Raw genomic sequence first — 17,255 nt, 5'->3', positions numbered from 1 at the left:
GAATGAAGAGAAATGTCGTCATCGGGCCAGGAAAATGTGACGGAAAATTGGTTGCGAAATGCTTGTCAGCGCATGTCAGGTGATCGTATGCGGTTGGAGTATTATCCAATCACATCTGAGTCTACTGAATGTTCGAGACAACTTTGGGATGGTTCCGAAGTCATCTGGCAACGGGAAGTGCATTTGGAGCCAGGGCGGGAAGGTGTGATGCGAATCCGTATTGATTCTGCTCAAACTGCGGATCAAAGTGTACTCAAGTTGTGCCACTTTGCAGATCACCTGGTGCATCTGGCGGAATCTCCACGTGTGCTGTCGGCCCCAGATGATTCTCGAATCAGTTCTAAGGACGTCAGGAAGTATTCGACAAAAAAAGCTGCAGACCAAAACGCCGATGCCCCACTGGCTGTGAATCGTTCGATTGATGCTAGCCTGGAGTCGATACTCAAGTTGACGAATTATCGCGGTGCCGCCTTTTTGATGTTGAATGAATCTGGTCAGGAACTGCGATTGAAGTCTTATGTGCATCAGTCATTAAATCCGTTACCCTTTCCCGAGCGAAAACTGGCGGATTCAAACATTGACCGACTGGCGATGCTCGAAGGTTATGGGGTTTGTCGAGGAAATCACACCCAAGGGCGTGTCTGGTTACCAACTGATGTTATGACAGGCATTTGCGTTTCGGTTCGCTTTACCACGGGAGTGATCGGTACCGTTTGGGTGTTTGATCGGCGAAATCGGGAGGTGTACGATCGGGAATTGCATGTCGTGCAATCCATTGCGGCTCAATTGGGAGCAGATCTTGAAGAGCGTTTGCGTGATCAACAAAATACTGATCATCGTCGAATGAGGACGGAATTAAAATTAGCAGCTTTAACTCAACCAGCCCGTCAAATCCTGTTTTCAGATCGGACGGGTTCTGTTGATGCTCATGGCTGTTGTATGAGTCGATATGACGTTGGTGGGGATTTGTGTGAGATTTTCCCGATGAGTGAAAGTCAGTTTTTTGTCGCCATGGGGGATGCGTCTGGGAATAGTTTGCCAGCTGCGATGGTGATGACCGCAGTGCGTGGAGCCATTTATGCCATGCTGTACCAGATTCGAGCAGAATCGATCGAGAAATTTCAACCTGCTGAATTTGTAGGACGTTTGAATCAGATGCTGGATGATCTCACAGGAGCTCATCAATTCATGACCTTCGTTTGTGGCCTCGTCGATTTGACGACACGCACTTTTCGATATTGCAATGCCGGTCACCCACAACCCATTCATATTCAAACAGAAAAAGTCGAATATCTGGCATCAAATGGTCTGATAATGGGTGTAGATGGTGATGCCTATTATTCCGAGTCGGAAATCAATTATGAGGCTGGTGAAGCATTGGTGTTTTATACGGATGGGATCAGCGAGGCACTCAATCGGGAGCACCGCCAGTTCCGTCAGGATGGCATTGTAGCCGCTGCTCAGCCACGACTGAATCATTCAGCAAAGAGTATTTTTCAGGGGATCTGGTCGGGGGTGAAATCTCACCAAATGGGAGATTCCGAAAACGATGATGCTTCCGTGCTCGTGCTGAAATTTTGAACGGGGTGAGTTACCGTTACCTGAGGCCCAAATCTAAGAATTGAAAGGGCGAGGGCCGATAAGAAGCGTCTATCAGGTCAAGTTCTGCTTGAGCAAATGCAGCTGGAATTGCTCTAATCCCATTCGTCCATCATGAGCTCAATTTCCATCTCTTCAACATTCGGTGCCTGGGGCTTTGCGTTCGAATTTGAAGTTAATGCGGTATTGTGATCTGTAGAGTCTGACTTCGTTGCTCTGGTGGGACGTGATGCGACTGCAACAGATTTTGAAATGGTGTGTGAATCTGACACGGTATTTTTGGGTAGCGAACTGATCTCTGCATATTTCAAATTCTGAGTCTTCTGCTGATAGGAACTCAAAATTACTGGTTTTGCCACAACCGGTGCAAGAAGTTTGTGAATCTTGGCGATGAACAAATCTTTTTTGAATGTTGTCTTGATGATGTAGTCATCTGTGCCAGCATGAATGGCAGAGACAACCGTTTCCTTCGAGGCATCGGATGTGAGCATGACGAATTTTGTTGATGAAAAATTCGGATGTCTGCGGAATTCCACCAAGGTCGTGATGCCATCCCAGCCAGGCATCTGAAAGTCGATAATGACTAAATCGGGGCGATGAATAATTGCTTTATCTAACCCAGTTTTGCCATCAGCTGCGACAGCAACCAGATAGTCTTTGCGGAGAAACGAAACCACAAGGCTGCGAAATATCGGGTCGTCTTCAATGACGAGTATCCGTGAACGACCCTGCATAAAAAACTCCGAAGAACTTATTGTGTTTAAGCACACGCAACTTGGTAATGAATTCGTTTTCTCTCAAATTGCTTGTGGCTGTAGAGAGAAACCACTTGATGACACTGAAACTTGATTCGATAACTGAGCGTGTCGTGGATCTTTAAGTGCTTATAAGGATATCGGCACAATGACTGAAGGAATTTACCTTAGTCATTCCATGAGCATGTGTTGATCGATTTTGCCTACATGTACACCTTGGTGTAAACTGTAACTCTTTTCCTTATCAGGGGTTACAATCATGTTGTTTAAGTCGAGCAGCATTTGCAGATGCTCTTCGCTGAATTCGAGAACGTCAACTGTGTCTTGGATTGCAATCATCATTCGATTTCTATTCTAAGTGTGTATACCTGTAGAATAGGGTGAAAAATAACTTGAGGTCGTTCCTGACAGCAAATGATTGATATTGAGAGAAGAAAACGAAATAGAATCGGTAAAGGTGTAACGGATGGAAAAATCTTAATTCTTGATTCATTTTCATTCGAGGGTGAAGGCAAGCATATTTTAGCTTAAGTGTCACGCAGATTCCGCCAGGAATAACTTTTTCGGAAACCGAATTCATTATTATTCGTAAGTGCTTGCCATTGTAGAGGATAGGCGCAGGAAAGTCGGAGCCGATCAATTGCTCTCCAGGGCTGGTTTTGGTAAACTGACGCTAATAATTTTCTTCGGAATTTCCCTCTGAATTAATACAGAGGATTTCGTCCGGAATAATGAAGTTTATTCGCTGTAACTTATTGTTTAATAAATGATTATGGCGATTTTGTGTGGTTGGTCAGGAGTTCTCACGCGAGAGGGCCTCTGATCACTGTGAATGCCGCAGGGTATACCAGATTGAGTCCATTTCAACGCGTTTAGAGTCTGCAGGAGCACCCCTTGAGTAACGGAAATGATGACGACGGCAACCTCCCTACTGGCAAATTTGCCGCGCCCGGTGATGATCGGATTACCCAGCTCGATATTCAGGATGAAATGCGGAACAGCTATCTGACCTACGCAATGAGCGTAATTGTCAGTCGAGCATTGCCGGATGTTCGAGATGGTCTGAAGCCTTCTCAACGCCGCATTCTGGTCGCCATGAACGATTTGAACCTCGGGCCGAATGCAAGTCGAACGAAATGTTCGAAGATCACTGGGGAAACGATGGGCAATTACCATCCCCACGGTGATGCAGCAATCTATTCGACACTGGTTCGCATGGCTCAAAACTGGGCGATGCGGGAGACATTGGTCGATAAACAGGGAAATTTCGGCTCATTGGCGGGCTTGCCGCCTGCTGCACATCGATATACGGAAGCTAAGCTGTCGAATGTGGCGGCTGATATGCTTGCGGATATCAATCGGGATACGGTCGATTTCATTCCGACATACGATCAGGTACGAGTCGAGCCGACGGTCTTGCCTGCTCGTTTTCCCAATTTATTAGTGAATGGATCGAACGGAATTGCGGTCGGCATGGCGACCAGTATTCCACCTCACAATTTGAATGAGGTCTCCGAAGCGGTCAAATTGATGATCGATGATCCAGAGTGCAGTGTCGACGATTTGATTCAAGTTCTTCCCGGTCCCGATTTTCCAACCGGTGGCGTCATTTGCGGCCGATTCGGAATTCGTCAGGGCTATTTGACTGGACGATCGACAATCACACTGCGTGCACGGACTCATTTCGAAACGGAGAAAAATTCTGATGTCATCGTGGTCACAGAAATTCCTTATATGGAAACTCGGGATCGCATCCGTGAGAAACTCGAAGCACTTGTCAAAGATGAGCGAGTCAAAGGGATTTCACGCGTTGTCGATTTGACCGATCGTAAAATTCCAAGTTGGCAGGTTCGGCTGCATATCGTGCTGAAACGGGATGCGGACAAGGATGTCGTGCTGGCTCAATTGCTCAAGTATTCGACGCTGCAGACGACATTCAGTGTCATTCTGCTGGCTTTAGTCGGTAACCGTCCGAAATTGATGTCGGTTAAAGACATGCTGCTCGAATTTATTCGGCATCGTGTTTCCGTTATTCGACGACGCACCGAGTTCATGCTCTCTGAAGCTCGCAAGCGCAAGCATACGGTTGAAGGGATGTTGATCGCTCAGCTCAATATCGATGAGGTGATCGATACGATCCGCAAATCACCATCCCGGGCAGAGGCCAAACTTCGCTTACGGGATATTAAGGTTCCGGGAGAAATGATTGCCCGCGCCCTGGGAGAGCGAGGTTTTACCGAGTTCACTCGTGAGCAGGGAGTGCAGGAAGATTATTCGCTGTCGTTGAATCAGGCCGAAGCGATTGTTTCGATGCAGCTCGGTTCTCTAGCCAATCTCGAACGGGAAAAGCTGGGGGATGAGCACAGCACTCTGCTCGATGAGATTATGGAATGCCTGCATCTGCTCTCGGACGAAGCCAATATCCGTCAGGCTGTCCGCGATGAGATGGACGAGTTGCAGAAAAAGTATCCCGATAAACGCCGTACGGAAATTACCGATGAAGAACTTGGCGATGTCGATAAAGATGCCCTGATCACCGAAGCCCCGATGGTCGTGACTTTGACTCGGCGTGGCTACATCAAACGAACGGAGTTAACGACCTATAAAGCCCAGAACCGAGGGGGAAAAGGCATCACGGGGGCCAAGCAGGATGACGAGGATCCCATCCAGCACGTCTTTGTCGCCAGTACGCATTCCTATCTCTTGTTCTTTACAAATCTCGGGAAGGTTTATTGGCAAAAGGTCTACGATTTGCCGCTGCAAAACAGAACGGCTAAGGGACGGGCTCTCGTCAATCTGCTTTCTTTGGCAGAGGGTGAGTATGTTGCGAATTGTGTAGATGTTCGTGAATTCGATGACGAACGATTTCTGATGATGGCCACCAAAAAAGGAATCGTTAAGAAAACATCACTGACTGCTTATAGTCGACCAATGAGGGGGGGCATCATTGCGATCAAGCTCGATGATGATGATCAGTTGATCGAAGTGGTCAAAGTTTCTCCTGACGACGATGTTGTCCTCTCGACTTCAAAAGGGATGCTGATTCGTTTTCATCACGAAGATGCCCGCGCGATGGGCCGAAATACACGTGGTGTGAAAGGAATTTCTCTCTCAAAGGGGGATCATATCATTGGCATGGTCGTGGCAGAGGAAAACCTTTGTCTTTTGACGGCGTGTGAAAACGGGTATGGAAAACGCACCCCATTTGGGATTGCGGATAGCAGCGAAAGCGAAGAGGCTCCAGAAGGGAACGGAGAATCCAGCGAATTGCCAGAAGAGGATGCCGTGGAAGCGGAAGCATCGGAAGATGATAATTCCGATGAAGCGAAAGAGCCGGATTTGCGTAGTAGTATGCGATATCGTCGTCAGCGCCGTGGCGGCAAAGGTCTTCGCGACATTCGTACGACAGACCGAAACGGCAATGTCATTGGCATTCTGGCAGTCGATGATGACGACGATGTCCTGATCATCAGCACCGGCGGAAAAATCCAGCGTCTTAGAGCTGCCGATATCAGCCAGGTTGGTCGAAACACTCAGGGAGTTCGCATCATGCGACTCTCCGAAGGGGATCAACTGGCGGCTCTGGCTCGAATTCCTGCATTGATTGCGGTGGATGGGGCGGAAGATACGGTTGTTGCAGATCCCGCTCAGGAGCAACCTGTCACAGAAACTACTCCAGAGGTTTCAGGAGGTTCAGATGTTCCAGAGCCGGAATCTGATAATCCCGAGCAGGATTCTGAGGCTTAATGCGATCAAGCAAAACGAAGGAAATTGACTACTGAAGCAGGCCGAGTTGTTCGTGACTCGGTCTGCTTATTTTTTACAATACGACTTCAGAGTGGAATTCGTAATGCAAAAAGCCTCGGAAAAATCCGAGGCTTTAATGAGTGCGTGTTGAGAAAAAAAAGAGGTGCGAGCGGGATTCGAACCCGCGAATAATGGATTTGCAATCCATCGCCTTAGGCCACTTGGCTACCGCACCGTTGTATTGTTTCCTGATCTGCTTGAGTTTGAGGTTTTTTAGTTTTCCTCACTTTGAGGTACCAATTAAATCGGCAACAATTTGATTTGACATCAGCCATTTCAAAAGGTTCTCGCAGAATAACTGAAATCGTATTTTCTCAAAATTTCACTCAAGTAGTCGAGTTATAGCACAGCCATTTTGGGTAAAGCAAGCAATCTGAAATGACTTTTCGGGTTGAAGTTCAAATCCGAAATTGATCTCGGGAGTCGTTATTGGAAATACACTGCGAATCTGGGTAGGATCAAAACGATCCGTATTAACATAGATTCAAAAATGCCCTCCATCGAGTGCAAGTTTCCTGAATCCCTATTCCAACTGATGAAATTATAAAAAATGATAGATGCTGAGAATAACCCCAGTGTTTCCGATGGTTCTGAAACAGAAGAAAAACTGATCGAACGCGCCCGAGGTGCCTTATCGAGCTGCAACTGGGTCATTGGTGAATGTGCTGCTCGCTGGACAGAAAAATATGCCCGAGGGCGGACAGATGGTGATTTTGGCGCTCAGATTGGTCTCTCGGCTGATCAGATTTTTCAGCGTCGTCGCGTCTGGGAGTCTTTCCATGATGTCCGCGAAGAATATGCCACATTGAAATGGTCTCACTTTTATGTGGCGATTAACTGGGACGATTCAGCGGAGTGCCTGAGCTGGGCCCTTGAAAATGAAGCGACAGTTGCCGAGATGCGTGCCTGGAGACGTTCGGTCCATGGGGAAGACTTAACCACCGATGCAGACCCTCTTGGTTTGCAACTCCTCGACTTTGCGCCCGCATCAGTTCGCGAACCAGGTGATTTCGCTGGTGCAGGGGTAAGCGATGTCCCTTTTGAAGCAACCGGATCACGATCCTCATCAGGTGAAGGCGAACAAACTCCCTATTCTCCATACCGTAAAGATGCTCGTGGTGAATACACTGGCGATGATTCTCAATCCGAGCCCGTCTCATCGAGATCGAGTGGTGTTGCTGAAGCAGAAACTCCACAGAGAATCGTCAAGCGGGTTGTTAATAACCTCCGTCGAAGTCAGCAACAGCTTTCAGAACTCTCTGAAGAGGACTATAATTCACTATCTCCAGATTTAATCAACGAATTATGGGATATGTATGATGATCTGGCGCGCGTAATCAAACGCCGAGATTAAATCTGGACTCTCTGTATCTTCGCTTAAACCCTGAATCCCTCAGCCCATTCAGAAGGAGTGAAAGTCATGAATGAAACTTCTTCTGATGCCAGTAACAGATCTGGTGAATTTTCACAACGACGTGATGCACAAACCGGGCCGATGGTCAATGGCTGGCTGGTGATTGCACTGCTGGTTTGTGGGGCTGTCTTTATTGTACGGGAGTTCTATCCCAATCCGCTGCCCCTGTTTAATCCAGATGCAGAGTCCTTACCGATAACGCCACGTGGCGATCTGGCAGCCGATGAGCAGACGACCATTGAAATATTCAATGATGCTTCCCGAGCCGTCGTGCATATCATGACGGCTGATCTGGCAGCCAATCAAGCGAATTTCAATATTCAGGAAACTCCCCTGGGGTCGGGGACTGGGTTCATCTGGGACAATAATGGCTACATCGTTACGAATTATCACGTCATTCATAATGCTGCCCGCTTTCGAGTAACGCTCTCAGACAACACGACGCATAATGCCGTTCTTGTCGGGGGGGAACCGTCACACGATATTGCCGTTTTGCGGATTGATTCCCGACGTCTCAATTTGCATTCGATCAAATTGGGGCAATCGTCTGGATTGCAGGTCGGACAAAAAGTGTTTGCAATCGGAAGTCCATTTGGATTGGATCAAACTTTAACGACAGGAGTGATCAGCGGATTGGGCCGGGAAATTCAGGCAATCAATGGTCGTGTGATCCGCGATGTGATTCAAACCGATGCCGCAATTAATCCCGGCAATTCCGGCGGCCCATTATTGGACAGTGCAGGGCGATTAATTGGGGTCAATACTGCAATATTCAGTCCAACAGGGACTTCCGCAGGAATTGGGTTTGCTGTTCCAGCAGATATTCTCAATCGTATTGTGCCGCAGTTGATTCAGAATGGAAAAGTCAGTCGACCGGGACTGGGAGTGTTTATCTTCGATGATGCGACTGTGCGTCGGCGACTGCAGCGAACAGGTGTCCTGATTCGCGATGTTGCTCCCGACAGTGCAGCCTCGGAGGTCGGCTTGCGGGGCACAAAGTATGATGAAGAGGGCGAATTAATTCTTGGCGATTTGATTATCGCTGTCGATGAGACGCCAATTGAAACTCAAGCTGATTTGTTTGCCGCGCTTGATAAAAAAGAAATCGGCGATTCTGTCACGCTTCATTTTCTGCGTGACGGTGAAGAAATGCAGAAGAAGGTCGAGCTGCGGCTTATCGAGTAATTTGCGATGCAAGCATTCAATACGATTTCAAGCACGAATCGCAATCGAGTGTGCATTTACTTATCAATACACTCAATTGCGATTCGTGCTTGTGAATCGATGAGAATTTCTGAAATCAACGTGGAAGTCGGACACAATCGCCAATGAGGGCGACCTGGTCTTCAGTTGACGGATCGTCGATTTGAAAGAAAACCTCGTCATCCTGGATGTCGAGAACAGTAACCGTGTAGCCGTCGATTTCAATCGACTTGCCTACCTCTAAATCGAGATGCAGCACAGAGATGCTCCTGGATTTAATGAGTTCAAACAGCCGAAACAAGGACATCCATGTCTTCAGCACATGCTTGAAGTGGATTGGTAATGCCAATCAAGAGGGCGGATATTATCAAGCTGCAATTGACATGACAATTGCAAAACGTTGGTCAAATTTACAAATCAGCGATCTACTGCAGCTTGCAGTTTACTTAAGTGGTCTATTGATGGCTTAAACGCTCAATTTTCAGTCAATGACCTGCTCTACATTCGTGGTTTCGTCTAAATTCCCGGAACTGGAAATTCAACGGCGAAATCTTTTACCTGTTCGTGGATGCCAGCGATTGCATCATCGTCATCGACATGCTTAAGCACATCGACAATCCACCCGCCAACTTTCTTCATGTCGTCTTCAGTCATGCCGCGCGTCGTGAGAGCAGCTGTGCCGATGCGAACTCCACTCGGGTCGAGTGGCTTGCGGGGATCGTACGGAATCATGTTCTTATTCACTGTGATTCCAGCACGATCCAGAGCCTTTTCTGCCACTTTGCCCGTGGTGCCGATGGACGTCACATCGACGAGCATCAGATGGTTTTCAGTTCCGCCGGAAGCGAGTTTCAGTCCACCTGCCATTAACACATCAGCGAGAGCTTGAGCGTTATTGACGATCTGCTGGGCATAGTTCTTGAAATCCGGCTGCAGGGCTTCACCAAAGCAAACCGCTTTTGCCGCAACTACGTGCATCAAGGGGCCTCCCTGTAGTCCAGGGAAAACTGTACGATTCAGATCTTTGGCGTATTCCTCTTTGCACATCACAAAACCGGAACGAGGACCGCGTAATGTTTTGTGCGAAGTTGAGGTGACGAAATCGGCATGAGGAACCGGGCTGTTATGAATTCCTCCGGCTACCAGACCCGCATAGTGAGCCATATCGACCATAAGTTTTGCGCCGACATCGCGTGCGATCTCAGCGAATTTGGCGTGATCGATTTCTCGTGGATAAGCACTGGCACCGGCGATAATCATCTTCGGTTTATGCTCTTTGGCCAGTTTGGCAACCTGATCGTAATCAATCCGATGATCTGACTCCCGAACGCCATAATGCACGGGATTGTAAAGGATACCGGAGAAATTCAGGTGCATCCCGTGTGTCAGGTGACCACCATGAGCCAGGTCCATAGCCAGGAATGTATCTCCAGGTTTCAGGATGGACATAAATACGGCCATATTGGCCTGCGAACCCGCATGGGGCTGCACGTTCACATGCTCGGCACCAAACAATTTTTTGGCTCGTTCGATAGCCAATGTTTCGGCATCATCGACAAATTCACAGCCTCCGTAATAACGGCGGCCGGGATATCCTTCGGCATATTTATTCGTCAGGACACTGCCGACGATTTCCTGAATCGCAGCCGAGGTGTAGTTCTCGGAAGCAATCAGTTCCAGACCTTCTTTTTGACGTCCCATTTCTTGTTCGAGGGACTGAAAAATCTCGGCATCCTGCTGTTGAAGAGCAGAAAATCGACTGGCGACGTTATCAAGCATGTGTTTTTCCAGCGGTTGTTTAATGATCGGTATTGGCTGATGTGTAACCCGTAGAACAAGCTTAAACTCATTCCTTCGACGTTATGTTTTCAGAATGACCTACGACTTTTTTGAATCAATGTCAGGGAGTTCAATCCCTGTATGAAATCTTAGCGGAATTGGCAGGAAATCAAACTTCAAATGATTTATACTCAGATCAAGCTCGAAATGCCAACGGGCGGAAAGTCATTTGTCGAAAGATGCTCCGCTATCATTTCTGGCTGTTGAGAAACTTTTATCAGGGATTTTTATTCTGCCATGGACGATGTCGGACACACAATTCGAATGACCGACTTCAATCAATCGGGCCTGAAACCTGTAGAGGCTTCTGAAGAAGTCTCTGGCGACAATACACCGGTTTTATCGGGTGAAATTGTCACGATAACGGGGACACTGGCTTCGATGACGCATGAACAGGCCTATTTGCAAATTTCCGAACATGGTGGGCAGCCTGTCCACCATATTTCTCGTCACACGACATTGCTGATCGTCGGTGAAGAAGGCTGGCCACTCGAAGAGGACGGCAAGCCCTCGGTCAAACTTCAGCAGGCTGAGTCTCTGATACACGAAGGGTTTCCCATTCGAGTCGTGAGCGAATCCGACTGGTTGCAGATGCTGCAGCTTTCTGTGGAAAATGTCGATGTTAAACGTCTCTACACCCCGGCAATGCTCAGTCAGCTGCTCAAAATCCCTGTGCAGGTGATTCGCAGCTGGGAACGTGCAGGCCTGATTCGAGCCGAGAAGAAGATCTTTCGACTGCCTTATTTTTCTTATCAGGAAGTAACAACTGCCCGCCGCCTTTCCGAATTGATGCAGGCAGGAGCGACACAGCAGCAACTCAGTCGCAGCCTGAAGTTAGTTCAAAAATATCTTCAGGAACCTGGGCGGGCATTTGAACAGCTGGAAATGCTTTCAGATCATCGTCAACTGGTCATGAAAGACGAGCACGGCTACTTCGAGCCTCAAACCCGGCAGCGATTATTCAGCTTTGATTCTCAGGAAGTGGCTGAGTCCGATCCCGAATCTTTCGATGTTGAAAGTTTTCAGAACTCGCATCTTCTGAAATTCGTTTCACCGGATCCCGATTCCAAAACCGCAAAAGACTGGATGGTTGAAGGGTGTCGTCGGGCAGAAGTGTCAGACACCTCGGGGGCAATTCGTTGTTTCCGTAAAGCCCTGCGAATACGTCCCAACGATGCTGAGGCGCATTTTTATCTGGCCGATGCGCTTTATCGTTTAGGAAAACCTGAAGCCGCCTTGGAGAGATATCTCTCCGCAATTGAACATGATCCCGAATATCTGGAATCGTGGACGCAAATCGGTTGTCTTTATACCGAATTGCGGAAATTCAATCAGGCGATCGAAGCCTTTGATGAGGCAATTGCCATTCATCCGGCTTATGCGGAGGCCCACCTCCAGAAGGCAGAAACACTGTATCAAATGCAGGACTCAGCCGGGGCCATTAACGAGTGGCAGAAATATCTCGAATACGATGAACGTGGCCCGTGGGCGGAACTCGCATTTCAACGTCTCGAACAATTCGGCATTGAGTTTTCTGAGGAGTAGAATTATCGATTAGGGTGGCACGCTCAGAACGAAGTGATGGGCGTGGAAATCGAATTCACCACGCCCTTGCGGTGCTCCTATTGTTTATACATAACTCACTTTCCTTCTCCTCTGGGGAGAAGGTGGCCGAAGGCCGGATGAGGGGATCACTTCGACGTGCATATTGCAATCCACACTGTTTGCTTCTCACTCTAACCCTCTTTCAGAGGGTAAGGCGACAAAAATCAATGGTGAAGATCTGGAGGCTTCGCTGCGCTACGACCCCAGCCACTCAATTAGCACAATAGCTGTCAACTACGCAGCGCGATTTGTCAGCACGTTTCTGGGTGTCGTGGCTGGTAAATTGTGCTTACGCAGTACGCTGAGTCGAACGCGTCGGAAAACGTTTTGCATGTGGATCGCATCCCGGAAACGTCCGCGTGGTCGCGGGTCAATCGAGCGTTCGAGGAATTCGACAAAGCCTGAGGTGACCCGTTTGCGGACTTTGGTAATCCCCGGGCCAGGCCAGTCGTACGGGTATTCCGGCCATTGTCCGCTGACCATTCGGTAGATGATCAAACCGAGTGAAAAGACATCCGATCGGAACGAAGGCTTGCCCATTGCCTGTTCGGGGGCCATGTATCCGACCGTCCCGGTCCCGGCTCCGCGGACTGTTTTCTGGGCGATTTTTGCGATTCCGAAGTCGGTCAGTTTGAGAACATTGTTCGGGAAAATCAGCATGTTTTCGGGTTTGATATCGCAGTGTATGATTTTCTGAGAATGCGCGTAAGCGGTTGCTTCGAGCATTTGGGTTGTCACATTAAGGATTGTCGCAATTGACATCCGGCTGCGAAGGCGATCTGAAAGTGTCTTTTCACCCAGTGGATAGACGATGACGAAATGATCATCGATAAAGCTGGCATCTTTGATGGACAGGATATTCGGATGATCCATCTTGGCCAGCATGCGGACTTCCCGGCGGAAATCGCTGAGCGTATCATCGGTCACAAAACCGGGATGAGGAGCCTTGATGGCGACGCGAATTCCTTCAATGGTATCAAAGGCCTGATACACCGAAGCATAACCACCATCGGCAAGTTTGCGCTCGATGCGATATTTTCCAAGTAATTGTCGGCTTTTGAATGTGGCGATTGTAGTGCTCCCCATCAGAATCTCTCATGACTGCTTAAGCGGTATCACTCATTATCGGATGAAACGGAAAACTCTCTGCAATAGTTTCTGGACGACCATTTGACACATTCGACAATCGACCGACATAATCAATGGATGATTCGATCTGGCGAAGGCTTGACGGTTACGCAGCTTTGGAAAGCTGGCGCGGGTTAATGACTCAGAAAAAAGGATAACCTTCGCATTGCATCCTTGAAGCGAAATCGAATCGAGTACGAATTCTTCCCTGAGAACTATGGGAGAAAACGATTCCCCCGATGCCAGAATCATCCCTGGGCGAATCGAAATTTTATCAGAGCATGTGGGCGATGATGGGACATTAGTCCGCAACCCACGGCTCTAAGCTATCGGCTTGAGTCGATAGTTTTCAGTCACCACTGGTAGATCAGAGGATTGAGCGCTCATGAGATTATATGCAATTGTGATTCTATTTGTCTGTTTAGCGGCATCAAATTTGGAGGCAAAATCTCCGAATATTGTGCTGATTATTTCTGACGACCAAGCCTGGACCGATTACGGCTTCATGGGACACCCCGAGATTCAGACACCGCATCTGGATCGACTGGCTGCTGAATCGATTACGTTTCGCCGGGGCTATGTGCCCGACAGTCTCTGTCGTCCATCATTAGCGACAATGGTTACTGGGCTTTATCCCCACCAGCATGGTGTTGTGGGCAACGACCCTCCGCCGCCAGCCAAATTGAAAGACCTTCCTAAAAGGAAACAATTTGCCAGCAAAGAGTACCTAAAAATCCGCAATGAATATCTGAAGCAAATTGATGATGATCCTAAACTCGCCGAGATTCTGCAGAAGAAGGGATATTTGAGTCATCAATCCGGAAAATGGTGGGAAGGTCACTTCTCTAAAGGCGGATTCACTCACGGCATGACACACGGCGACCGCACGCGGGGTGGGCGACATGGGGATCTGGGATTGAAAATTGGTCGGGGAGGTCTTGAGCCCGTCAAAGAGTTTGTGGATATGGCAATCGAAGAAGAGAAACCATTTTTCGTGTATTACGCTCCTTTTTTGCCTCACACACCACACAATCCTCCGCAGCGTCTGCTTGATAAGTACAAAGAGAAAACTCCGCATTTGTCGATTGCCAAATATTGGGCGATGTGCGAATGGTTTGATGAAACTTGTGGCGAGTTGATCGACTTTATTGATGGCAAAGGGTTGGCCGAGGATACGATTTTTCTTTATGTCTGTGATAATGGATGGATTACAGAAGAAAATGCGTCACGATATGCACCTCGCTCCAAGCGATCCCAATACGATGGTGGAACCCGCACACCGATCATGGTTCGCTGGAAAGGTCATGTGCAGCCGCAGATGAACGAAACTGATCTGGCCAGTTCGATTGATCTTGTACCGACCGTTTTGCATGCCGTGGGGCTTGAGTCGGAAATCACTCCGGAAATGGATGGGATAAATCTGCTGGATGCCGAAGCGGTGAAGTCGCGACACAAAATCTTTGGTGAAATCCTGGAACATGATATTCAGCACATGACCGATCCTGTCGCATCACTCCGCTTCCGCTGGGTGATTGATGGAGAATGGAAACTGATCCTGCCGCACAAAGGTCGCGAACCAGACGCACCAGTGGAATTGTTCCACATTACGGCTGATCCGTTCGAGAAGAAAAACCTAGCAGAATCAAAGCCGGAACTGGTGTCAAAATTGACGAAGGAAATCAATAACTGGTGGCCAGTCGATTGATGCCAGTTTTGATAAACTTGGGGGCTGGGGTCGTAGCAAAGCACAGCACCCAGAACATTTAAGGATCTGGAACTCTTATTAAAACTTGATTATCAAAAAACGATAATGGGTGGCGGGGCGCTCTCGAAGAGAAGCCCCCGAATCGTTAACTTTCGGGGGCTTCCGCTAATGCGGAGCGCCCCCGCCACCCTCCGAATCGCTGTTTCCTCAACTTCCGAATTTTTTTAAAACAATTCAAATCTATCCTTATCCTCAATGATAAATCAAAATAAAAAATCAATTTCCATCGCCGCCATTCAAATGTCCTGCGTCTCCGACAAAGCGACCAATGTTGCTCATGCGGAAAATAAAATACGCCAGGCTGCTCAAGCTGGCTCAAATGTCGTCTGTCTTCAGGAACTGTTTCACGGACTTTATCCCTGCCAGACAGAAGAGCATGTCCGTTTTGAGGAAGCCGAGCCAATTCCGGGGCCGATTAGCGAATCGATGGGAAAACTGGCTGGTGAACTGGGAATCGTGTTAGTGATTTCGATGTTCGAACGCCGTGCTCATGGCCTATATCACAATACGGCTGTTGTCTATGACGTCGATGGATCGACCTGTGGTCTCTATAGGAAAATGCACATTCCCGATGATCCTCTTTATTACGAGAAGTTTTATTTCACACCGGGTGATCTGGGGTTTCGCAGTTTCGACACGCGATACGGTCGGATAGGCGTGTGTGTCTGTTGGGATCAGTGGTTCCCTGAAGCGGCTCGCTTGACGGCTCTGACCGGAGCAGAAATTCTAGTCTACCCAACGGCTATCGGCTGGCATCCGAGTGAAAAAGAGGAGTTCGGCGAAAGTCAGTATGCTGCCTGGCAAACGATGATGCGTTCGCATTCGATCGCCAATGGTGTCTATGTTGTTGCTCCCAATCGCGTCGGTGCAGAAGGGGAGATCGAATTTTGGGGAGGCTCTTTTGTGACCGATCCCTACGGCAATATTTTGACAAAAGCCTCCCACTCAGAAGAAGAAATACTGCACGTGGACTGCGATCTTTCGCTCATCAATACTGCTCGAACGCACTGGCCATTCCTGCGGGATCGACGCATTGATGCCTACGGTGGATTATGCAAGCGTTTTCTGGATGCTTCGACTAATGGTTGAAATGTTAACGCCCAAAGAAATGGGTTACCGTTGGCCGGCTGAGTGGGAATCTCATGCAGCAACCTGGTTGTCGTGGCCGCACAATCGAAAGTCCTGGCCTGGAAAGTTCGAACCGGTTCCGCAAGTCTTCGCAGAATTTGCCCGACAGATCTCGCGGTTTGAATCCGTCAATATTCTTGCCAGTGGCGATGCCCTGACTCAGGCGAAGGAATTGGTCGGTCATGTAGAAAATGTATTTCTGCACGATGTGCCGACTAACGATTGCTGGGTTCGCGATCATGGTCCGTGGTTTCTAACTCAACCAGAGATGCCACCCTTGATGATCGATTGGGAATACAATGCCTGGGGCGGCAAGTATCCTCCCTTTGACTGTGACAATGCTGTGCCCGGAAAAGTCGCCGAGATTTTGGGGTTCGATCATTATTCGCCTGGATTGATTATGGAAGGGGGCAGTGTTGAGAATAACGGAGCAGGAGTTCTGCTGGTCACTTCTCAATGCCTGCTGAATCCAAATCGGAATTCTCAGTCGACAAAAGAGGAAATCGAACGGGCGTTGTGCGATGTGAGTGGGGCCGACAAGGTGCTCTGGTTGTTTGATGTCGAAGATGGCTCTCTGGCTGGGGATGATACCGACGCCCACATCGATCAACTCGCCCGATTTACTTCAGCAACGAATATCGTGGCCAGCTGGACGGATTGTGAAGGCGATCCTGGTTTTCCGTTATTGCAAAGCATGCACAAACAGTTCAAGAGCTTTCGCGATCTGCACAATCAGCCGTTCAATATCATTCGCTTACCACTTCCAGAACCGGTGATGTATGAAGACCATCAACTTCCCGCCTCTTATGCCAACTTTTATGTCGGAAATGGCTTTGTGATCGTGCCGACCTTCCGCTGTAAGCAGGATGAACAGGCCAAATCCATATTGCAGGAACAATTTCCCGATCGAGAAATAATCGGCATCGATGCGAGCGATCTCGTCTGGGGACTGGGAGCATTTCACTGTGCGAGTATGCAGCAGGGGATGTAGTTTTTTACGGTGCCACGGCTC

Annotated in this window: 12 protein-coding genes and 1 tRNA gene; 8 read left to right on the top strand and 5 right to left on the bottom strand. The window is 48.5% G+C overall.

All coding sequences use genetic code 11. The features are described from left to right. Positions 1-12: 12 nt before the first annotated feature. Positions 13-1,581 carry a PP2C family protein-serine/threonine phosphatase gene (locus tag Pan54_RS13025; protein WP_146503891.1) on the top strand — a complete coding sequence of 523 codons (1,569 nt, stop codon included), beginning with the start codon at positions 13-15 and terminating at the stop codon, positions 1,579-1,581. 113 nt (positions 1,582-1,694) lie between these two features. Here Pan54_RS13025 and Pan54_RS13020 read toward each other — a convergent pair whose 3' ends face one another. Then, on the bottom strand, positions 1,695-2,333 hold the full coding sequence (locus tag Pan54_RS13020; protein ID WP_146503890.1) for a response regulator: 639 nt from the start codon (positions 2,331-2,333) through the stop codon (positions 1,695-1,697). 915 nt (positions 2,334-3,248) lie between these two features. On the opposite strand from Pan54_RS13020, the gene gyrA reads away from it, so the two are divergent. Further along, positions 3,249-6,101, top strand: coding sequence for a DNA gyrase subunit A (gyrA, locus tag Pan54_RS13015; RefSeq protein WP_242631309.1), 2,853 nt, complete (start codon positions 3,249-3,251; stop codon positions 6,099-6,101). A 161-nt stretch (positions 6,102-6,262) separates the two neighbouring features. Here gyrA and Pan54_RS13010 read toward each other — a convergent pair. Then, positions 6,263-6,336: transfer RNA gene (locus Pan54_RS13010), tRNA-Cys, on the bottom strand. A 375-nt stretch (positions 6,337-6,711) separates the two neighbouring features. Between Pan54_RS13010 and Pan54_RS13005 the strand changes: the two genes are divergently transcribed. Both Pan54_RS13005 and Pan54_RS13000 read left to right on the top strand, forming a co-directional pair. Then, complete coding sequence (locus tag Pan54_RS13005) at positions 6,712-7,515, top strand: hypothetical protein (protein WP_146503889.1); 804 nt, start codon at positions 6,712-6,714, stop codon at positions 7,513-7,515. A gap of 66 nt (positions 7,516-7,581) precedes the next feature. After that, complete coding sequence (locus Pan54_RS13000; protein WP_207310136.1) at positions 7,582-8,760, top strand: S1C family serine protease; 1,179 nt, start codon at positions 7,582-7,584, stop codon at positions 8,758-8,760. A gap of 115 nt (positions 8,761-8,875) precedes the next feature. Here the strand turns inward: Pan54_RS13000 and Pan54_RS25875 are convergent, their stop codons facing one another. Together Pan54_RS25875 and Pan54_RS12995 are read right to left on the bottom strand one after the other, a co-directional pair. Beyond that, positions 8,876-9,037 carry a hypothetical protein gene (locus Pan54_RS25875; protein WP_165441764.1) on the bottom strand — a complete coding sequence of 54 codons (162 nt, stop codon included), beginning with the start codon at positions 9,035-9,037 and terminating at the stop codon, positions 8,876-8,878. A gap of 257 nt (positions 9,038-9,294) precedes the next feature. Then, complete coding sequence (locus Pan54_RS12995; RefSeq protein WP_146503888.1) at positions 9,295-10,557, bottom strand: serine hydroxymethyltransferase; 1,263 nt, start codon at positions 10,555-10,557, stop codon at positions 9,295-9,297. Positions 10,558-10,854: 297 nt separating this feature from the next. On the opposite strand from Pan54_RS12995, the gene Pan54_RS12990 reads away from it, so the two are divergent. Beyond that, complete coding sequence (locus tag Pan54_RS12990; RefSeq protein ID WP_146503887.1) at positions 10,855-12,162, top strand: tetratricopeptide repeat protein; 1,308 nt, start codon at positions 10,855-10,857, stop codon at positions 12,160-12,162. Between the two features lie 294 nt (positions 12,163-12,456). Here the strand turns inward: Pan54_RS12990 and Pan54_RS12985 are convergent, their stop codons facing one another. Continuing rightward, positions 12,457-13,308, bottom strand: coding sequence for a serine/threonine protein kinase (locus Pan54_RS12985; RefSeq protein ID WP_146503886.1), 852 nt, complete (start codon positions 13,306-13,308; stop codon positions 12,457-12,459). Positions 13,309-13,735: 427 nt separating this feature from the next. On the opposite strand from Pan54_RS12985, the gene Pan54_RS12980 reads away from it, so the two are divergent. From Pan54_RS12980 to Pan54_RS12970, 3 genes are all read left to right on the top strand, one after another. After that, positions 13,736-15,055 (top strand): sulfatase family protein, encoded by a 1,320-nt coding sequence (locus Pan54_RS12980; RefSeq protein ID WP_146503885.1) that lies wholly within the window; start codon positions 13,736-13,738, stop codon positions 15,053-15,055. 255 nt (positions 15,056-15,310) lie between these two features. Next, on the top strand, positions 15,311-16,204 hold the full coding sequence (locus tag Pan54_RS12975; RefSeq protein WP_146503884.1) for a carbon-nitrogen hydrolase: 894 nt from the start codon (positions 15,311-15,313) through the stop codon (positions 16,202-16,204). Beyond that, a complete protein-coding gene (locus Pan54_RS12970; protein WP_146503883.1) occupies positions 16,197-17,234 on the top strand; it encodes an agmatine deiminase family protein in 1,038 nt (345 codons plus the stop codon). Before Pan54_RS12975 ends, Pan54_RS12970 begins: the two co-directional genes overlap by 8 nt. Positions 17,235-17,255: the final 21 nt, after the last annotated feature.

The organism is Rubinisphaera italica (assembly GCF_007859715.1).
GTDB classification, from domain to species: Bacteria; Planctomycetota; Planctomycetia; order Planctomycetales; family Planctomycetaceae; genus Rubinisphaera; species Rubinisphaera italica.
The sequence above is the reverse complement of the archived record's forward strand: the minus strand, read 5'-3'. Positions and strand labels throughout refer to the sequence as shown.